Annotated in this window: 17 protein-coding genes; 8 read left to right on the top strand and 9 right to left on the bottom strand. The window is 71.3% G+C overall.

All coding sequences use genetic code 11. The features are described 5' to 3' along the window. Positions 1-24: 24 nt before the first annotated feature. The gene (locus tag ACH4S7_RS17470) at positions 25-354 is read right to left on the bottom strand and encodes an ATP/GTP-binding protein (RefSeq protein WP_398522066.1); all 330 of its coding nucleotides are present in this window, start codon (positions 352-354) and stop codon (positions 25-27) included. A 217-nt stretch (positions 355-571) separates the two neighbouring features. On the opposite strand from ACH4S7_RS17470, the gene ACH4S7_RS17465 reads away from it, so the two are divergent. Continuing rightward, positions 572-1,603 (top strand): LLM class flavin-dependent oxidoreductase, encoded by a 1,032-nt coding sequence (locus tag ACH4S7_RS17465; RefSeq protein ID WP_398522065.1) that lies wholly within the window; start codon positions 572-574, stop codon positions 1,601-1,603. Between the two features lie 105 nt (positions 1,604-1,708). On the opposite strand, the gene ACH4S7_RS17460 is transcribed toward ACH4S7_RS17465, so the two are convergent. Then, positions 1,709-2,101: an SCO5389 family protein gene (locus tag ACH4S7_RS17460; protein WP_398522064.1), complete on the bottom strand. Its 393-nt coding sequence runs from the start codon at positions 2,099-2,101 to the stop codon at positions 1,709-1,711. A 296-nt stretch (positions 2,102-2,397) separates the two neighbouring features. Here ACH4S7_RS17460 and nucS point away from each other — a divergent pair, with 296 nt between their 5' ends. Next, entirely contained in the window at positions 2,398-3,060 is a 663-nt protein-coding gene (nucS, locus tag ACH4S7_RS17455) for an endonuclease NucS (RefSeq protein ID WP_398522063.1), read from the top strand. A 91-nt stretch (positions 3,061-3,151) separates the two neighbouring features. On the opposite strand, the gene ACH4S7_RS17450 is transcribed toward nucS, so the two are convergent. From ACH4S7_RS17450 to ACH4S7_RS17435, 4 genes are all read right to left on the bottom strand, one after another. Further along, entirely contained in the window at positions 3,152-5,728 is a 2,577-nt protein-coding gene (locus tag ACH4S7_RS17450; protein ID WP_398522062.1) for an ATP-binding protein, read from the bottom strand. Positions 5,729-6,138: 410 nt separating this feature from the next. Next, the gene (locus ACH4S7_RS17445; RefSeq protein WP_398522061.1) at positions 6,139-6,462 is read right to left on the bottom strand and encodes an STAS domain-containing protein; all 324 of its coding nucleotides are present in this window, start codon (positions 6,460-6,462) and stop codon (positions 6,139-6,141) included. Between the two features lie 334 nt (positions 6,463-6,796). Next, positions 6,797-7,645, bottom strand: coding sequence for a 3-hydroxyacyl-CoA dehydrogenase family protein (locus ACH4S7_RS17440; RefSeq protein ID WP_398522060.1), 849 nt, complete (start codon positions 7,643-7,645; stop codon positions 6,797-6,799). A gap of 125 nt (positions 7,646-7,770) precedes the next feature. Further along, the gene (locus ACH4S7_RS17435) at positions 7,771-8,412 is read right to left on the bottom strand and encodes a TetR/AcrR family transcriptional regulator (RefSeq protein WP_398522059.1); all 642 of its coding nucleotides are present in this window, start codon (positions 8,410-8,412) and stop codon (positions 7,771-7,773) included. A gap of 80 nt (positions 8,413-8,492) precedes the next feature. Between ACH4S7_RS17435 and ACH4S7_RS17430 the strand changes: the two genes are divergently transcribed. From ACH4S7_RS17430 to ACH4S7_RS17420, 3 genes are all read left to right on the top strand, one after another. Next, complete coding sequence (locus ACH4S7_RS17430) at positions 8,493-9,275, top strand: ABC transporter ATP-binding protein (protein WP_398522058.1); 783 nt, start codon at positions 8,493-8,495, stop codon at positions 9,273-9,275. Between the two features lie 218 nt (positions 9,276-9,493). Next, entirely contained in the window at positions 9,494-10,243 is a 750-nt protein-coding gene (locus tag ACH4S7_RS17425; protein WP_398522057.1) for an ABC transporter permease, read from the top strand. A 13-nt stretch (positions 10,244-10,256) separates the two neighbouring features. Next, positions 10,257-10,829: a cob(I)yrinic acid a,c-diamide adenosyltransferase gene (locus tag ACH4S7_RS17420; RefSeq protein WP_398522056.1), complete on the top strand. Its 573-nt coding sequence runs from the start codon at positions 10,257-10,259 to the stop codon at positions 10,827-10,829. Positions 10,830-10,883: 54 nt separating this feature from the next. Here ACH4S7_RS17420 and ACH4S7_RS17415 read toward each other — a convergent pair whose 3' ends face one another. Further along, positions 10,884-11,459 (bottom strand): hypothetical protein, encoded by a 576-nt coding sequence (locus ACH4S7_RS17415; RefSeq protein WP_398522055.1) that lies wholly within the window; start codon positions 11,457-11,459, stop codon positions 10,884-10,886. Positions 11,460-11,610: 151 nt separating this feature from the next. Here ACH4S7_RS17415 and ACH4S7_RS17410 point away from each other — a divergent pair, with 151 nt between their 5' ends. The 3 genes from ACH4S7_RS17410 (at position 11,611) to ACH4S7_RS17400 (ending at position 15,536) form a co-directional block, all read left to right on the top strand. Next, positions 11,611-12,831, top strand: a complete 1,221-nt coding sequence (locus ACH4S7_RS17410) for a sensor histidine kinase (protein ID WP_398522054.1) — start codon at positions 11,611-11,613, stop codon at positions 12,829-12,831. Continuing rightward, positions 12,828-13,523, top strand: a complete 696-nt coding sequence (locus ACH4S7_RS17405) for a response regulator (RefSeq protein ID WP_398522053.1) — start codon at positions 12,828-12,830, stop codon at positions 13,521-13,523. The genes ACH4S7_RS17410 and ACH4S7_RS17405 overlap by 4 nt, the downstream gene beginning before the upstream one ends. 156 nt (positions 13,524-13,679) lie before the next feature. Beyond that, positions 13,680-15,536, top strand: a complete 1,857-nt coding sequence (locus tag ACH4S7_RS17400; RefSeq protein WP_398522052.1) for a glycosyl hydrolase family 18 protein — start codon at positions 13,680-13,682, stop codon at positions 15,534-15,536. Positions 15,537-16,029: 493 nt separating this feature from the next. Here ACH4S7_RS17400 and ACH4S7_RS17395 read toward each other — a convergent pair whose 3' ends face one another. Together ACH4S7_RS17395 and ACH4S7_RS17390 are read right to left on the bottom strand one after the other, a co-directional pair. After that, a complete protein-coding gene (locus tag ACH4S7_RS17395) occupies positions 16,030-16,485 on the bottom strand; it encodes a DUF2550 domain-containing protein (protein ID WP_398522051.1) in 456 nt (151 codons plus the stop codon). A 140-nt stretch (positions 16,486-16,625) separates the two neighbouring features. Next, the gene (locus tag ACH4S7_RS17390) at positions 16,626-17,009 is read right to left on the bottom strand and encodes a F0F1 ATP synthase subunit epsilon (protein ID WP_398522050.1); all 384 of its coding nucleotides are present in this window, start codon (positions 17,007-17,009) and stop codon (positions 16,626-16,628) included. Positions 17,010-17,047: the final 38 nt, after the last annotated feature.

Genomic DNA, 17,047 nt, shown 5'->3' with positions numbered 1-17,047 from the left:
CGCCTCGTACCACCAACGGCCCGGTCAGTATTTGGGCGCGTTACGGGACCGCTGCATCCGCGAGGTGCGGCGGTCCTTCGCGTTCCAGCATGCCTTGTGCCAGTGCCGTCGGTCCTCGATCCCGCCGTGCTCCGGCCACGCCACCACATGGGGTACGCCGGAGGGGATCTCCTGGTCGCAGCCGGGGCAGCGGTACCGCTTGCCCGCGGCGCTCGCGCCGGCCACGGGACGTACCGACCACTCCTCGCCCTGCCAGGACTCGGTACGGCCGAAACCGCCGTACCGGTCGGCGGATCCGTCGGAGAGCGGGGAGAAGCTGTCGCCGCCCTTGGGGCGATTGCGGCGCGGGGACACGTGACACCTCACGGGGCAAGTGGGGACGTTTCCTGTCGAGTCCAGCCTACGGGCCACGGTCCGGGGTACACGTACCGCGCCGGGAAGAGGGCGCCCCCCCATCGGCCCAGTTAGCGGAAAATCACAGAATCTCCCAGCCGGCCCGTGCCTTTGGCACGTGTCAGGCGTTAATGCCGTCAGGGGGAAGAACGCGTCGGCCGCAAGGAGGCAGAAGGCGATGCGCATAGGGATGTTCGCCCTGGCCGCCCAGTTTCCGGGCCAGGGGCAGGGGGAGGTGCTGCACCGCACGGTGCGCTCCGCCGAGGTCGCGGAAGAGGTCGGACTCGATTGTGTCTGGCTCGCGGAGCACCACTTCGTGCCGTACGGGGTCTGCCCGTCGGCGGTGACACTGGCCGCGGTGCTGCTGGGCCGCACCCGTCGCATCAGAGTCGGCACGGCGGTCAGTGTGCTGCCCACCGTCCATCCGGTGGCGCTCGGCGAGCAGACGGCCCTGCTCCACCTCACCAGCGGCGGGCGGTTCACGCTCGGGGTGGGTCGCGGCGGTCCCTGGGTCGACCTGGAGGTCTTCGGCGCCGGCCTGGAGGCGTACGAGAAGGGTTTCCCGGACTCCCTGGACCTGCTGCTGCGCTGGCTGCGCGAGCCCGTCGTGGGCGCCTGCGGCGAGCGGTTCGCCTTCCGCGAGGTGGCCGTGGTGCCCCGTCCCGACGAGCTGCTCGACGGCCCTCCGGCCGGCCCCGAGGTCGTCGTCGCGTGCACCTCCCCCACCAGCGTGCGGCTGGCCGCCGAGCGCGGGCTGCCGATGCTGCTCGGGATGCACTGCGGTGACGACGACAAGGCCGCGATGGTCGACCTCTGGCGTCGGACGGCACGCGCGGCGGGCCGGCCGCCCGACGAGATCGCCGCGGCCGGGCATGTGTCGGCCGGGGTGGCGCAGATCGCGGACAGCGCGGCCGAGGCGGGCGAGACACTGCTGAAGGTGATGCCCGGCTGGTTCAAGCAGGGGCTGGACGCCCATGTCACCGTCGACGGCCGGGTGCGTGCCATGCGCGACCCCCTCGCCTATACGGAGCTGCTCTGCGGCCTGCATCCGGTGGGCCCGCCCCGGCTCGCCGCCGACAGGATCGCGGCGACGGCCGAGCGGACCGGTATCCGGCGCTTCGCGTTGCTCGCGGAGGGCTCCGGTGATCTGGCGGCGACGGAGGAGAATGTGCGGCGTCTGGGCGAGGACGTCCTTCCCCTGCTGGCCTGAGCGCCGATCCTGCCGGACCGGGGTCCCGGTCCGGTCGCCCGCCGACCATGCCGCCGCCCCGGCTTCGTACCCACGTCCCCCGACGCGGAGCGGCGGCACACGCCATCAGCAGTCGCGCATCTCCGGCGACTGGTTGAGTAACTGGCCGCGGATGGAAGTGAAGCGGGCCAGCCGCTCGTCCACCGCGGAGTCCAGCGGGAACACCGCGACGCGGTGGCAGTTCTGGAATGCCAATCGCACTCCGAAGTGGCGTTGCAACGCACCGCGAATGGCGTCACTCGCGAGCGCGCGCAGGAGCTGACCACGTGCCTGCTCGTCCGGCGGCGGCGTCTGGTTGTCGGCGAATTCGCCGCCGTCGACCTTCAGCTGGGCCACCAGGGAACTGATCATCTCCCAGGCGTAGGGCAGGGAGGTCCGGACGCAGTCGACGAAAGCGGCTTCATCGACCTCGCCTCGCTCGGCCTGTTCCAACAGCACCGGTGAGACGTCGAGCGACATGAGTTCTCCTCTCGCGACCCCAAGTCACGGGGCCTTACGGGCAGGGAAGAAGCCGCCGGAAAAAACGTCATGCGCATGACGCATGACGACACAGAGTGGGCACCCGACGACCTCCGGCATCCACGGTAAGTGCGGCGTCGTGACCGCACCAGGAGATTGGGAGGACTACCGGCCAGAAACGAAGCAGGACACAAGGGGCGACCCGAAGCCCCTCCGTCAGGAGCAGTGGTGGCTCACGGCGGGAGTACGTAGGGAGAATCGCGCGCGGTGGTCCGCGTCGAGTAGCGTTGCCGACCATGCGCCTCGTCATCGCCCGTTGTTCCGTGGACTACGCGGGCCGGCTCACCGCCCACCTGCCCTCCGCCCCCCGTCTGATCCTGGTCAAGGCGGACGGCAGTGTCTCCATCCACGCGGACGACCGCGCGTACAAACCACTGAACTGGATGTCCCCGCCCTGCACCCTCAAGGAGGGCGACGGCAGCGTCTGGACCGTCATCAACAAGGCGGGCGAGAAGCTGATCATCACCATGGAGGAGGTCCTCCATGACTCGTCACACGAACTCGGGGTCGACCCCGGACTCATCAAGGACGGCGTGGAGGCACACCTCCAGGAACTGCTCGCCGACCGGATCGAGACCCTCGGCGCCGGCTACAGCCTCATCCGCCGCGAGTACCCGACGGCCATCGGCCCGGTGGACATCCTCTGCCGGAACGCGGACGGCGCCACCGTGGCGGTGGAGATCAAGCGCCGCGGCGAGATCGACGGCGTAGAGCAGCTCACCCGCTATCTGGAGCTGCTGAACCGGGATCCCCACCTCGCCCCCGTGACGGGCTTGTTCGCGGCGCAGGAGATCAAGCCGCAGGCACGGGTGCTGGCGACGGACCGCGGCATCGGCTGTGTGGTGCTGGACTACAACGCGCTGCGCGGCATCGAGGACGACAAGCTCCGGCTCTTCTAGAGCCGATTCGGGCGGGAAACAGCCGGCGCGCGGTCGGCGGCAGGAGCGACGGACGGCCCCGGGGGAGCTCCCCCGGGGCCGTCCCGCTGTCTCAGCCGGCCGACGGGGCGGCGAAGACCCCGGAGGCCGGGGCGTCGACCGCGCTCAGGGCGCTCGCTGCGGACCCGGCGGTATCGCTCAGGGCGCTCTCGCTGGCCCTGGCGCTCTCGCTCGTCTCGGCGGCCTTGGCGGTCTCGGTCTTCTCGGTGTTCTCGGTCTTCTCGGCGTTGTCTGGAGTCGTGGAGTCCGACGGGCCGGGCGGTTCCGACGACGCGGGCGGCTCCGACGACGGAGGCGGCTCGGATCCGGAGGGTGGCGGTGAATCAGTCGGGGTCGATTCGGACGGTGTCGGCCCGGTCGATTCGGACGGTGTCGGCCCGGTCGATGGCGGGGGGTCGTCCGACGGCACCGATGACGACGGCGCCCGGCTCGGGACGTACGACTCCGACACCGACCTGGTGGAGTCCGGCGCCGCCACCTCGGGGTGGTTGGGGGCCGTCCCGGGGACGGAGGCGTCGCCACCGGGGCCGTCCGACGGCGCGTCCGTGCCGGTTCCGCGGGAGCCGTCCTCGGTGGCCGACTGGTCGCCGCGGATCGTGCCGCCCGGCGGGTCCTGCCGGTCGGATGTGGCGCCGAGGGTCACCATCGTGCCCAGCACGGCGAGGAGGAGCGCACCCGCCCCCGCGGCCGTGAGATTGCGCCGGGTGCCGAGCAGGAGGGAACGGCCACGGCGACCCTTCCCGCCGCCGAACCCGACCGCGTACGGCCTCGGCAGCGCCGGCCGCGGCACCGTCGGCGTCAGCGCGGCGGGCGCCCCCGACCGTGCCGGCAGCGCCATGGGCGTGGCGGGGGTGGGCCGCACCACCGTGCCGGTGCTCGGCACGGGTACGAGCATCCCCGGGCCCGACGGCTCCTCGTCGCGCACGGCCAGCGTGCGGCCCCCGGGCCGCAGGCCGTTCTCCCGGTCCGTGACGAGGGCGAGCGCCCTCCGCCCCACCAGGGTGCCGCTCTTGTCGGCGAGGGCCCCGCGCAGGGCGATGGACGCCTCCAGTTCGGCGCGCGCCCGGTCCAGTCCACCGGCACAGAGCGCGAGCACGCCCAACTCGTGGTGGAAGTATGCCTCCTCGGCGACCTCCCCGGAGCGACGGGCCGCCTCGGAGCCGATCCGCAGCACCCGCTCCCAGGCTCCCCAGTGCAGCCCCGCCGCGAAGACGGGCGCGGCGCCCCGGGCGAGCAGGACGGCGGCGCTGGGGTGGCCGGGCTCCTTGCTGGAGACCAGGGCGGTGAGGGCGGCGATGACGGCGTCCGCCTCGGCGACGGCGCGTTCGGAGGTGACGGAGGGGTGACCGGACCACCAGGTGTAGTGCTGGGCGGCTGTGTGGGCGTGGCCGACCGCGTCGTCCGCGTACCCCTTCTCGGTGAGTTGGGCGAGCACCCCGGCGGCCAGTCGGTACCGGCCGCCGACGGGCGAGAGCAGTCCGCAGCCCATCAGCTCGCCGACGGCGGCGTCCGCGTGGGTGTCCCCGATGAGCGCCGGGAGGTGGGCCTGGTGCGGGACCTCGCCGCCGAGGGCGACGGCGAGGCGCAGGGTCCGACGGGCGGACTCGCCGAGCCGGGCGGCGAGCAGCGCGGCGGGCGCGGCCCCCTGTGCGAGGGTCGGCAGCGGCACCTCGTCGCCGTCCACGATCTCGTACGGGGCGAACGCCTCGAAGGCGCCCGGGTCGTCGCGGAGTTCGGCGCGCACCTCGTCGCACTGGTGCAGCAGCGCGCCCGCTTGGACGAAGCGCAGCGGCAGTCCCTCCGACTCGAACCAGAGGTCTCCCGCCCAATTCTCCTCGTCCTCGGTGAGCGGTCGGTCCACGGTGCGCCGCAGCAGTTCCAGCGCGGCGGTGCGGCCGAGCCCCGGCAGGGTGACCTCCTCGACGCGGGAGTCGGCTGCGGGTTCCGGGACGTCGGGGGTGGCGGAGAGCAGGAAGGCGCACTCGGGCGCGGCGGCCAGCAGTTCGCCGAGCGCGGCTCCGCCGAACTCCAGGTCGTCGATGACGACGATCGCGCCGAACTCCCCGATGTGGGTGAGCAGCTCGGACCGGTCCGGCCGGTGGGAGGGCGCGCGGTGGACGGCCGCGAAGAGGTCGTACAGCAGATCGGTGGGGGTGCGGTGGTGGCCGTTGAGCCGGACGGTCCCATCGGGGGCGAGGTCGGCGCACTCCTCGGCGACGGTGTCGAGCAGGGTGGTGCGTCCGGAGCCGCGCGGGCCGGTGACCCGGAGGGTGCGTCCGAGGCCCAGCAGCCGGGTGATGAGCTCGCGCTGCTCGTCCCGTTCCAACAGCGGGTGGCGTGGTGCGGCGGGCCCCGGCGGTACGGGGGGCCGGCCGGCGCGCGCGAGTTCGGCGCGGTCCGCGGTGGTGCGGGCGGCCGGGGCGGTGGGCGGCTCGTCGTTGCCGGAGCCGCCGGGCGGGCGGAGTTCTATCTCGCTGCCGTCGACGGGGTTGATGGTGAGCAGCAGATCGCCGGCGACGATCCGCACGATGCGCGCGGGCGCCGGCGTCGCCGGGGTGAAGTCCGGCGTGCCGGGGTCGCGTGGCGGGCGCGGTTGTGCCGCGCCCGCGCCGAATGTGTCCTTGTCCATTGGTCCAAGCCCCCCAGATGCGCTTCACAGAGGTTCGTCCCCGCCGTGCTCGTGGTGGAGGCGGTGGACGGCGACGGCGTGCGGGTCGGCCCTCCCGGTCGCTCCGCGCATCCGGCCGTCGCTTCGATCCGCTGCTGCCCTGCCGCGCGGAGTTCCATGCGGAAAGATCCCGGACGGCGGTCCTGGCGGCGGTCGGTGGGGACGAACTTCCCAGACTCAGGCAGGGTATCGCCCCGGTGGTGGGGTACCGCCGGGTACGTGACGTCACAGTCCGGTGAGGATCCGCACCGTAGCCTGAGGGAGCCTGGTGGACGGCGCGTGCCGCGTCGTACGGGCGGCTGGCGTGGACCCGCGGCCGTTGCCGCGACCTTCCCTCGTCAGGCTCACGTCAGGCCCTCGGCAGGCCGTTGTCAGACCCTCGGCAGTGATTCCGCCGCGAGGCCGCCCTCGATGGCGAGGATGCGGTGCAGTCGGGTGGCCACCAGCAGTCGCTGCATCTGCGGTGGCACACCGCGCAGGACGAGTCGTCTGCCGCACCGGCCGGCGCGGCGGTGTACGCCCATGATGACGCCGAGCCCGGTGGCGTCCCAGGAGTCGAGACCGGTCAGGTCCAGCACCAGGTCGCCGGCTCCGTCGTCGACGGCCGAGTGCAGGACCGTACGGGCGTCCGCCGCGCTGCGGACGTCGAGGCGGCCCCCGACGACCAGCTCGGCGTGGTCGCCCCTGATGTGCATATGCGCTCCCGAGAGTGCTTCGGTGCCTTGTGGACATGTGATCGGATTCCGCCAGGGCCGCTCCGGCGCGCCTGCCGGCGCCCGCGGCTCGTGTGTCTCACCACACTCGCAACAACAGACTCCCGAGGGGGCGGAGCAGTTGCCGCTTGTAAGCGAACCGATACCGAATTCACCCCGGAGGGTGATCCCGGCGCCCCCGTGCCGATCCGGCCGTGGCCGGTCGGCGTGCCCGGTCGCCGGCCCCCCCGGCGGTCCTCGGGAGGCCCTGGGCCCGTGGTGCCGGTGAGCGGATCGTGGGTTCCCCCGCGGGCGACCGGCAGCGCCCTGACGGGGGTCAGTAGGTGTAGAAGCCCTGCCCGCTCTTGCGGCCGATGTCACCGGCGTCCACCATCCGGCGCATCAGCTCGGGCGGCGCGAACTTCTCGTCCTGCGACTCGGTGTAGATGTTGTCGGTGGCGTGCAGCAGGATGTCGACACCGGTCAGATCGGCGGTGGCGAGCGGTCCCATGGCGTGCCCGAAGCCCAGCCTGCACGCGGTGTCGATGTCCTCGGCCGATGCGACACCCGACTCGTAGAGCTTCGCGGCCTCGACCACCAGCGCCGAGATGAGTCGGGTGGTGACGAACCCGGCGACGTCGCGGTTGACGACCACACAGGTCTTGCCGACGGACTCGGCGAACGTGCGTGCGGTGGCGAGGGTTTCGTCGCTGGTCCGGTGGCCGCGGACGAGTTCGCAGAGCCCCATCATCGGTACGGGTGAGAAGAAGTGCGTGCCGACGACCCGGTCCGGGCGCCCCGTCACCGCCGCGATCTTGGTGATCGGGATGGCGGAGGTATTGGAGGCGAGGACGGCGTCGTCGCGGACGATCCCGTCGAGGGCACGGAAGATCTCGTGCTTGACCTCAAGCTTCTCGAAGACGGCCTCGACCACGATGTCCGCGTCGGCGACGGCGTCCAGATCGGTCGTGGTGGTGATCCGGGCCAGCGCCGCCCCGGCGTCGGCGGCGTCCATCTTGCCCTTGGCGACGAACTTGTCGTACGAGGCGGTGATGGCGTCGACACCTCTGGTCAGGGCCTCGTCGGTGACATCGCGGAGGACCACGTCCCAGCCCGCCCGGGCCGAGACCTGCGCGATTCCGGAACCCATGAGTCCGGCTCCGATGACGGCGAGCTTCCTGGCCACTTCGACACCCCTTAACGACTGTTTACTTTGCACCCCTGGGGCGGAGGTTAGCGGTCACGCGGGGCCAGGTGGCGCTGGTGAGATGCGCGTCACGTCTCACCTGACGGACATCACACCGGTGCCACTCAGCGGGGGTCGCGGACGGCGTAGTTGAGGACCCGTTCGCCGAGCAACTCCGTCACCTCGTCGAGGAGGGCGAGGGCCTCCCGGGAGACCTCTTCGGGGCCCCGGCCGGCGATCATCTCGCGGCTGACGACGGCCATGACGGTCTGATGGATCCAGTTGATCTGACCTGCCATCAGGGTGGGCAGGGTGTCACCGGGCGCGGCGCCGGTCTCTTCGCGCAGGGTCCGCTCCAGGCTCTCCAGCGTCTCCTGCTGGATGTGCCGGAGGCCGGCGCGGAGGGTGGCCGCGCTCTGGACGACGAGCATGAACCGCTCGTACCCGGTGAACAGTCCGACCTGGGGTGAGACCGCCTCGATCTCGGCGCGCAGCTCGCGCAGGACGGCGGTGGCGGCCGACTCGCCTGGGTCCCGGCCGCGCACCCAGCGCGAGAGCCGCTCCACGATGTCGTCGCCACGGTCGAGGAAGAGGTCTTCCTTCGTCGCGAAGTAGTTGTAGACGGTGTTGACCGACACCTCGGCGGCATCGGCGACTTCGGCGATCGTCACCGCGTCGAAACCCCGCTCCAGGAACAGGCCGGTGGCCACATCGGAGATGTACTGCCTGGTCAGGCGTTTCTTGCGCGCTCGGAGTCCCTCGGCCATGCCGTCATCGTAACTTTTCCTGGCCCCACTGAAATTTTGGAGTCGTTGCAAAATTTCAGTGGCTCTGTTTTTCTGGAGTCATGGCAATCATCAGCACGGCCGGGCTCGCCCGGACCTTCCGTACGAAGAACGGACCCGTGGCGGCGGTGCGCGGCATCGACCTCACCGTCCGCGCCGGGGACGTCGTCTGCCTCCTCGGCCCGAACGGCGCGGGAAAGACCACCACCCTGCGGATGCTCACCACCCTGCTGTCGCCGACCGCCGGAGCGGCCACGGTCGCCGGACACGATCTGGTGCGCGATCCGGCCGGGGTACGGCGGCGGGCGGGTCTGGTCGCCCAGTCCGGGGGGCTCGATCCGCATATCGGCGTCCGGGAGGAACTCATCACCCAGGGACGGCTCTACCGGCTCTCCAGGGCGCGGGCCACCGACCGTGCCCTGGAACTGGCGCGCGAGCTCGGCTTCGAGGACCTGCTGGACCGGAGGACGGGCACCCTGTCGGGCGGCCAGCGGCGCCGGCTGGACATCGCGATGGCGCTGACGCACCGGCCCGATGTGCTCTTCCTGGACGAGCCCACCACCGGGCTCGACCCCGCAAGCCGCGCCGACCTCTGGGAGCTGGTGCGCCGGCTCCGCGCCGACCACGGCACCACCGTCCTGATGACCACCCACCACCTGGACGAGGCGGACGCGCTCGCCGACCGGCTGGTGATCATCGACGGGGGTGTGGTCGTCGCCGACGGCACCCCGGACGCGCTGAAGCGGGAGCACGCCGGATCGCCCGGCGCGTCCCTCCAGGACGCCTATCTGGCGATCACCGGTCGCGGCCCGGCGCCGGTCGACACCGCACCCGTGGCGCTCTAGGGAGTGTCCACGCGGCGGCGACCGCGACCGACCGTACGAAGGCCCAAAGCCCCGAAGCTCCGGTGGCCCGATGGCCCAAAGTCGCAAAGCCCCGAAGTTCCGGTGGCTCGAAGGCCCAAAGCCCCAAGGTCCCGAAGCTCCCATGGCCCGAAGGCCCGAAATCCCGAGGCCCTGTAGAGGCCCGAAGCCGACCCGCCCCGAAGTCCAGGAGTCCTCCCATGCCGCTGTCCGACACCGCGCTGATGTTCGGGCGATACGCCCGGCAGCTCCTCCGCTCCCCGTTCCATCTCGTCTTCGGCACCCTGACGCCCCTGCTCCACCTGCTCTTCTTCGGACCGCTCCTCACCGAACTGCCCCTCTCGTCACGCGGTGACTCCTGGCAGGTCCTGGTGCCGGGGCTGCTGCTCCAGCTCGCCCTGTTCGGCGCGTCGTTCGCCGGCTTCGCCGTCATCGTCGAGAAGAACCACGGAGTGGTCGAACGGATGCGGGTGACCCCGGTCAGCCGGCTCGCCCTGCTGCTCGGCCGGGTGCTGCGGGACACCGCGCTCATCGTCTTCCAGTCGGTGCTGCTGGTCATCGCCGCGCTGGTGATGGGAGTGCGCGCACCGCTCGGCGGCATCCTCATCGGCTTCGCCTTCGTCGCGCTGCTGGCCCTGTCGCTCGCCTCGCTCTCGTACGCGCTGGCGCTGTGGGTCAGCACCCCGCAGGGGTTCGGGCCGACGATCAACGCCCTGGTGATGCCGTCGATGCTGCTCTCCGGGCTGATGCTGCCGATGACGCTGGGGCCGGGCTGGCTGGATTCGCTCTCCCGGGCGCTGCCCTTCCGCCATCTGGTGGACGCGATCCGGGACGCGTACGTCGGGGAGTACGCGACCGGCGCCATGCTCCGGGGCGGACTGGTCGCGGTCGGCCTCGCGGTGCTCGCCGTGACGGTGGGCACACGGGTCTTCCAGCGGGCCGGGGCATAACTACTCTGGAGTCATGGTCAATCTGACGCGCATCTACACCCGTACCGGCGACCAGGGCACCACGGCGCTCGGCGATATGAGCCGCACCGCCAAGACCGATCTGCGGATCGCCGCCTACGCCGACTCCAACGAGGCCAACGCCGTGCTCGGCACCGCCATCGCGCTGGGGCAGCTTCCGGACGACGTCGTCCAGGTCCTCGTCCGGGTCCAGAACGACCTCTTCGACGTGGGCGCCGACCTCTCCACCCCGGTGGTGGCGGAGCCCGCCTACCCGCCGCTGCGGGTGGAGCAGTTCTACATCGACCGACTGGAGGCGGACTGCGACCGCTTCCTGGCCGAGGTGGAGAAGCTGCGGAGCTTCATCCTCCCCGGCGGGACCCCCGGGGCGGCCCTGCTGCACCAGGCATGCACGGTCGTACGGCGGGCGGAGCGCTCGACCTGGGCGGCGCTTGAGGTCCACGGCGAGTCGATGAACCCGCTCACCGCCACCTACCTCAACCGACTGTCGGATCTCCTGTTCATCGTCGCCCGCGTCGCGAACAAGGAGGTCGGGGACGTCCTCTGGGTACCCGGCGGGGAGCGCTGAGCCGCTGGGACACGCCCTGGGCCCGGTCCGTCGCGCCGGGCGTACGGGCACGGGCTATCGGCGCCCCACCTTGACCGGCGTCCGCCCGGCCGCCTCCGCACCCGGGTCCTTCTTCGGCCAGATCGCGTAGGTCAGCGCGATCGCTCCATGGATCGCGACCGCCTTCCACGCCAGCGTCATGGAGTTCTCCAGCGCACCGGCCCGGCTCGGGTCGTCCACGTACCAGATCGCGAGCTGGAGCAGGCCCGTCGCCACGGCGCCGCCGACCAGGGTGCCGAGCCAGACCTTGCCCTCGTGGATGGCGCGGCCCCGGCCGTACTTCGGCCGGCGCGGCAGCGGGGCGCCGTCGAAGCGGTGCGCCGCATGGCCGTCCAGCCAGGTGACGGTGCGGTGGCCGTGTCCGACCGTGTAGCCGATGTAGAGCGCGGCCAGGCCGTGCGTCCAGCTCGGCTCGGCGCCGTTCTTCAGATCGATCGCCGTGGCGAGCAGCAGGACGACCTCCAGCAGCGGTTCACACAGCAGCAGGGCCATGCCGAGCCGTGGCTTCCGCAGGAGGTAGCGGACCGAGAGGCCCGCCGCCAGCAGCACCCAGAAACCAACTTCACAGACGATGACCAGTGTGACGATCACAGCCGTCTCCTTTCTCCGCCTCCAGCCTCTCCCCCCGGTCGCCGTCGATCATCGTCAGCGGTGACGACATGGGACTGCATCCTTCGATGTACTCGCAGCTCAGCCTGGACGGGGAGGCCGGAGGGCGGTCCGGCCGTGTTACATGGGGAAGGTGACCTTTCCTCGACCCCACCGCCACGACGCGGTCCTCGCCGTCGGCGCGCTGCTCGGCGGAGTGCTGCTGTGGTCGCTGGGGCTCCACACCCAGGGGGAGAGAAGCGAGCTGCCCGACTGGGCGGCCCTGGTGCCGCTCACGGTGATCTGCTTCGCGGAGCTGTTCCGGCGCACCCGGCCGGTCACCGTCCTGCTGGTCGGCACGGTCGCGCTGATCGCCGACCAGTTCACGGTCGGCAGCCTGATCACTGTGATGGTCTATACCGATGTCGTGTATGCGGCGGTGGTGTACGGATCCGATCGGGTGGCCCGGCGCGTCCCGGTCTTCTCCGGGCTCTTCACGGTCGCCTGCACCATCATCCTGCTGACCGTCTTCCAGGACCCCTTCGGACTCCTCATCGGGGTGCTCATCGGCGCGATCACCCTCGCCCCCGCCACCACCGGCGCGGTCATCCGCAACCACCGCGACGCCGCCGACGCCGCCCGGCTGCGGGCCGAGCAGACCGCGCTGCTCGCCGAGATGGACCGGGTCCAGGCGGTGACGGCGGAACGCGGCCGAATGGCCCGTGAGCTGCACGATGTGGTCGCCAACCATCTCTCGGCCATCGCGATCCACTCGACCGCCGCGCTCTCCCTGGACGATCCGGCGACCACCCGGCAGGCGCTCGGCGTGATCCGGGAGAACAGCGTCGACGGGCTGGCCGAGATGCGACGTTTGATCGGGCTGCTACGGGACCAGGGCGGCGACCGGGCACCGGCCGCCGCGCCCACGCTCGCCGGTCTGGACGCGCTGATCGAACAGGCCCGGACGAACGGCGCGGGCAGCGGGCTCACCTTCACCCTGGACGACCGGCGCGAGGACGGGATCGTCCTGCCCGCGCCGGTGGAGCTGGCCGCCTACCGGATCGTGCAGGAGTCCCTGACCAACGCGCTCAAGCACGCCGCGCCCGGGCCGGCGCACATCATGCTCACCCACCACACCGGCCAGGACCTCACCGTCACCGTCACCAGCTCCCTCGGCGGCCGCCGGGGGCCCCGCGCGCCCGGCTCCGGGGCCGGTCTGGTCGGGATGCGTGAGCGGGTGGCCCTCCTCGACGGCGAGATCGACGCGGGACCCGTGCCGGCGCCCGCCGCCGACGGCGGCGGCGGCGGACCGGCCACCATCTGGCGCGTACGGGCGGTTCTTCCGGTACGGGACGACAAGGAGCCGGCGACATGACACGGGAAGCACCCTCCGGACACGGCACCCGGGCCCCCGGGCGGGCGGTGCGCGTCCTGGTGGCGGAGGACCAGAGCGCGGTCCGGGCCGGGTTGGTACTCATTCTGCGCAGCGCGCCGGACATCGAGGTCATCGGCGAGGCGGCGGACGGCGAGGAAGCGGTCCGGCTGGCCCGCGAACTCCGCCCCGACCTGGTGCTGATGGACATTCAGATGCCCCGCCTCGACGGGGTGTCGGCGACCCGGAGGATCGTCTCCGAGGGGTGCGCCGATGTGCTGGTCCTGACCACCTTCGACCTGGACGAGTACATCTTCGGGGCGCTGCGGGCGGGCGCCGCCGGCTTCCTGCTCAAGAACACCGAGGCCCGGGACCTACTGGAGGCGGTGCGCACGGTGGCGCGCGGCGAGGGGCTGATCGCCCCGGCGGTGACCCGCCGACTGATCGCGGAGTTCGCCGCTCCGCACCCCGTACGCGATCCCGACGCACCCGATCCCGCGATCCTCGATGCCCTGACGCGGCGCGAGCGGGAGGTGCTGTGCTGTCTGGGCGAGGGGATGTCGAACGCCGAGATCGCGGTTCGGCTACAGATGGCGGAAGCCACCGTGAAGACACATGTGAGCAGGCTGTTGGGCAAGCTCGACCTGCGCAGTCGAGTGCAAGCGGCGGTGTTGGCGCAGGAGTTGGGGATCTGACCGGAGCGCGAAATCCGCTCGCCGCCTGTGGTCCAGACCTATTGACGATTGGTCCAGACCTTCCTACTCTCACCGGGACACACGCTGCGGTGAGCCACGCAGGGTGCGCAGTGCACGGTCCCACCCCACTGTCCGGACCTCCACAAGGAGTACCCCGTGAGCACTCAACCCCCACCACACGGCTTCAGAAAACGACTCAGCACCCGCTCGAAAATCGTCGCGGCGCTGACCGCGCTCGTCGTCCCGCTGGCCGCCATGGTCGGCCTCGCCACCCCCGCGGCGGCGGCCACATCGGCGACCGCGACCTACACCAAGGGCTCCGACTGGGGCAATGGTTTCGAGGGCAAGTGGACGGTGAAGAACACCGGCACCACCACGATCTCGGCCTGGACCGTCGAGTGGGACTTTCCCACCGGCACGCGGGTCACCTCCGCCTGGGACGCTGACGTCACCAACGTCGCCAACCGCTGGACCGCCAAGAACAAGTCCTGGGCCCCCGCGCTCGCCCCCGGCGCGACCGTGACCTTCGGCTTCAACGGCACCGGCACCGGCGCCCCGTCCAACTGTAAGCTCAACGGCGGTTCCTGTGACGGCGGCACCATCCCCGGCAACAACCCGCCCTCGGCTCCCGGCACCCCGGTAGCGAGCAACATCACCGACAACTCGGTGACGCTCGGCTGGACCGCCGCCACCGACGACAACGGCGTCAAGAACTACGACGTCCTGCGCGACGGCGCCGTGATCGCCACGGTCACCGGCCTCACCTACACCAACACCGGGCTGACCGCGGGCACCGACTACAGCTACACGGTCCAGGCCCGCGACATCACCGACCAGGTCGGCGCCGTCAGCGCCCCCCGCGCGGTGCGCACCACCGGAGACACGGGCCCCGGCCCCGGCGGCAAGGTCAAGATGGGCTACTTCACCCAGTGGGGCGTCTACGGGCGCAACTACCACGTGAAGAACCTGGTCACCTCCGGCACGGCGGCGAAGATCACCCACATCAACTACGCCTTCGGCAACGTCCAGGGTGGCAAGTGCACCATCGGTGACTCCTACGCCGACTACGAGAAGGCGTACACCGCCGACCAGTCCGTCGACGGCGTCGCCGACACCTGGGACCAGCCGCTGCGAGGCAACTTCAACCAGCTCCGCAAGCTGAAGGCGAAGTTCCCGCACATCAAGATCCTCTTCTCCTTCGGCGGCTGGACCTGGTCCGGCGGCTTCGGTGCCGCGGTCGCCAACCCCGCCGCCTTCGCCGACTCCTGCCACAAGCTGGTGGAGGACCCGCGCTGGGCCGATGTCTTCGACGGCATCGACCTGGACTGGGAGTACCCCAACGCCTGCGGTCTGACCTGTGACACCAGCGGCCCGGCCAGCATGAAGAACATGATGCAGGCCATGCGCGCCAGGTTCGGTGCCAACTACCTGGTCACCGCCGCGGTGACCGCGGACGCCTCCCCCGGCGGCAAGATCGACGCCGCTGACTACGCCGGCGCGGCGCAGTACATCGACTGGTACAACGTGATGACCTACGACTTCTTCGGCGCCTGGGCGGCGCAGGGCCCGACGGCCCCGCACTCCCCGCTGACGTCGTACGCGGGCATCCCGAACCAGAGCTTCAACTCGGCCGACGCGATCGCCAAGTTCCGGGCGAAGGGCGTCCCGGCGAAGAAACTGCTGCTCGGTGTGGGCTTCTACGGCCGAGGCTGGACCGGGGTCACCCAGGCCACCCCGGGCGGAACGGCGACCGGCCCCGCGGCCGGCACCTATGAGCCGGGCAACGAGGACTACAAGGTCCTGAAGAACACCTGCCCGGCCACCGGCACCATCGCCGGCACCGCGTACGCCAAGTGCGGCAACAACTGGTGGAGCTACGACACCCCGGCCACCATCCAGTCCAAGATGGGCTGGGCCAACGCCCAGAACCTGGGTGGAGCCTTCTACTGGGAGTTCAGCGGCGACACCAGCAATGGTGAGCTGGCCAACGCGGTCCACAACGGCCTCGGCTAGCCACTCGTACGACAACGGGCTCGGATAGCCACCCGTACGAAAGGGGGGCCGGGGAGATCACTCTCCCCGGCCCCCTTCGCGTGCCCCCGCCGGCCCCGCGCTCCCGCACACTCCCGCACCCGGCGCGCCAGCTCTTCCCGGACATCGGACGACCGGAGAACCATGCGCCCGGGCAGCGTGCGGGGGGCGGGGCAGAACCAACCGCACCACGTGTCAGCGCGATATCGCCGCGGTGCCCGGACACCATCCGGCCGACCACGAGCGGCAGACCGTACGGCGGCGTATCCACGTACGGGCAGGAGCCCCGGTTCCGGCCGCTGCGGGGCCCGCGACACGACACCGCGGGGAGACCGCGCCCACTCGTCCGACCCGGTCGGAGAGCGCTGTGTCGGAGAGCCGGGGTGAACCATCCGGCGGAGAGCTCCGGCCGGTGCAACCAGCCGGTGCAACCAGCCGGTGCAACCAGCCGGTGCAACCAGCCGGGGAGAAAGACCTAGGCCACGTTCACTCGCTGGCCGGGCGGAGCCGCCTCCAGCCAGGCGAGGAAGCCGGTCAGCGCGTCCTCGCTCATCGCGAGCTCCAGGCGGACGCCCCGGTGCAGACAGCCGAGCACCACCGCGTCGGAGAGCAGCGCCAGCTCCTCCTCACCCTCGGGGGTGCGCCGGCCGACGACCTCGATCGCCGAGCGCTCCAGGACCCGGCGCGGCCGGGGAGCGTACGAGAAGACCCGGAACCACATGATCCGGTCACCGCTGTAGCGGGCGACGCCGTAGACCCAGCCCTTGCCCGCGGGCGTCTCGTCGGGTTCCTCGGGCACGTTCCAGCGGAGGGAGCAGTCGAAAGTGCCACCGGAGCGCTGGATGAGGCGTCGGCGCAGCCCGAAGACGAACAGCGCGATTCCCACCACAGCGACGACGGACAGGACGCTCACCAGCACAGCGAGGAACATCTCCACCGACCTCCTCGCATCGTGCTCGTCTCCGTAGCCACACGCAATTCCATATACACCCGCATTGCCTCAGCCGCGACACGGTCCGAAGAGACTCCGGACCGGGCCGCGGCTGAGGGCGACAACTGTCGGCGGGGCGCTCAGCGCACCGCCACCGCGCGCAGACGGACATCGGCGCGACGCTCGGCGGCGGCGTCCGAATCCGACTTGGCGCGCTCCAGCGCACGCTCGGCGCGCTGGGCATCGATCTCGTCCGCCAGCTCGGCGATCTCCGCCAGCAGCGACAGCTTGTTGTCGGCGAAGGAGATGAATCCGCCGTGCACGGCGACGACGACCGTCCCGGCTCCCTCGGGGGAGCTGGTACGGATGGTCACCGGGCCCGACTCCAGCACACCGAGCAGCGGCTGGTGACCGGGCATGATGCCGATGTCGCCGGACGTGGTGCGCGCGACGACCAGGGTGGCCTCACCGGACCAGACCTGCCGGTCCGCGGCGACCAGCTCGACATGCAGCTCAGCAGCCAAGGGGGGCTCCTCGGGTCACCACCCGGCGAGCGTGCCGG

The sequence above is a fragment of the Streptomyces sp. NPDC020965 genome, from assembly GCF_044333555.1.
GTDB lineage: Bacteria > Actinomycetota > Actinomycetes > Streptomycetales > Streptomycetaceae > Streptomyces.
The sequence above is the reverse complement of the archived record's forward strand: the minus strand, read 5'-3'. Positions and strand labels throughout refer to the sequence as shown.

Excerpts from the sequence above, each read along its gene's own strand:
- ACH4S7_RS17420 (WP_398522056.1), top strand. The coding sequence starts at position 10,257 with ATGGTCAATCTGACGCGCATCTACACCCGTACCGGCGACCAGGGCACC.
- ACH4S7_RS17465 (WP_398522065.1), top strand. The coding sequence starts at position 572 with ATGCGCATAGGGATGTTCGCCCTGGCCGCCCAGTTTCCGGGCCAGGGG.
- ACH4S7_RS17405 (WP_398522053.1), top strand. The coding sequence starts at position 12,828 with ATGACACGGGAAGCACCCTCCGGACACGGCACCCGGGCCCCCGGGCGG.
- ACH4S7_RS17450 (WP_398522062.1), bottom strand. The coding sequence starts at position 5,728 with ATGGACAAGGACACATTCGGCGCGGGCGCGGCACAACCGCGCCCGCCA.
- ACH4S7_RS17435 (WP_398522059.1), bottom strand. The coding sequence starts at position 8,412 with ATGGCCGAGGGACTCCGAGCGCGCAAGAAACGCCTGACCAGGCAGTAC.
- ACH4S7_RS17460 (WP_398522064.1), bottom strand. The coding sequence starts at position 2,101 with ATGTCGCTCGACGTCTCACCGGTGCTGTTGGAACAGGCCGAGCGAGGC.
- nucS (WP_398522063.1), top strand. The coding sequence starts at position 2,398 with ATGCGCCTCGTCATCGCCCGTTGTTCCGTGGACTACGCGGGCCGGCTC.
- ACH4S7_RS17425 (WP_398522057.1), top strand. The coding sequence starts at position 9,494 with ATGCCGCTGTCCGACACCGCGCTGATGTTCGGGCGATACGCCCGGCAG.
- ACH4S7_RS17445 (WP_398522061.1), bottom strand. The coding sequence starts at position 6,462 with ATGCACATCAGGGGCGACCACGCCGAGCTGGTCGTCGGGGGCCGCCTC.
- ACH4S7_RS17430 (WP_398522058.1), top strand. The coding sequence starts at position 8,493 with ATGGCAATCATCAGCACGGCCGGGCTCGCCCGGACCTTCCGTACGAAG.
- ACH4S7_RS17395 (WP_398522051.1), bottom strand. The coding sequence starts at position 16,485 with ATGTTCCTCGCTGTGCTGGTGAGCGTCCTGTCCGTCGTCGCTGTGGTG.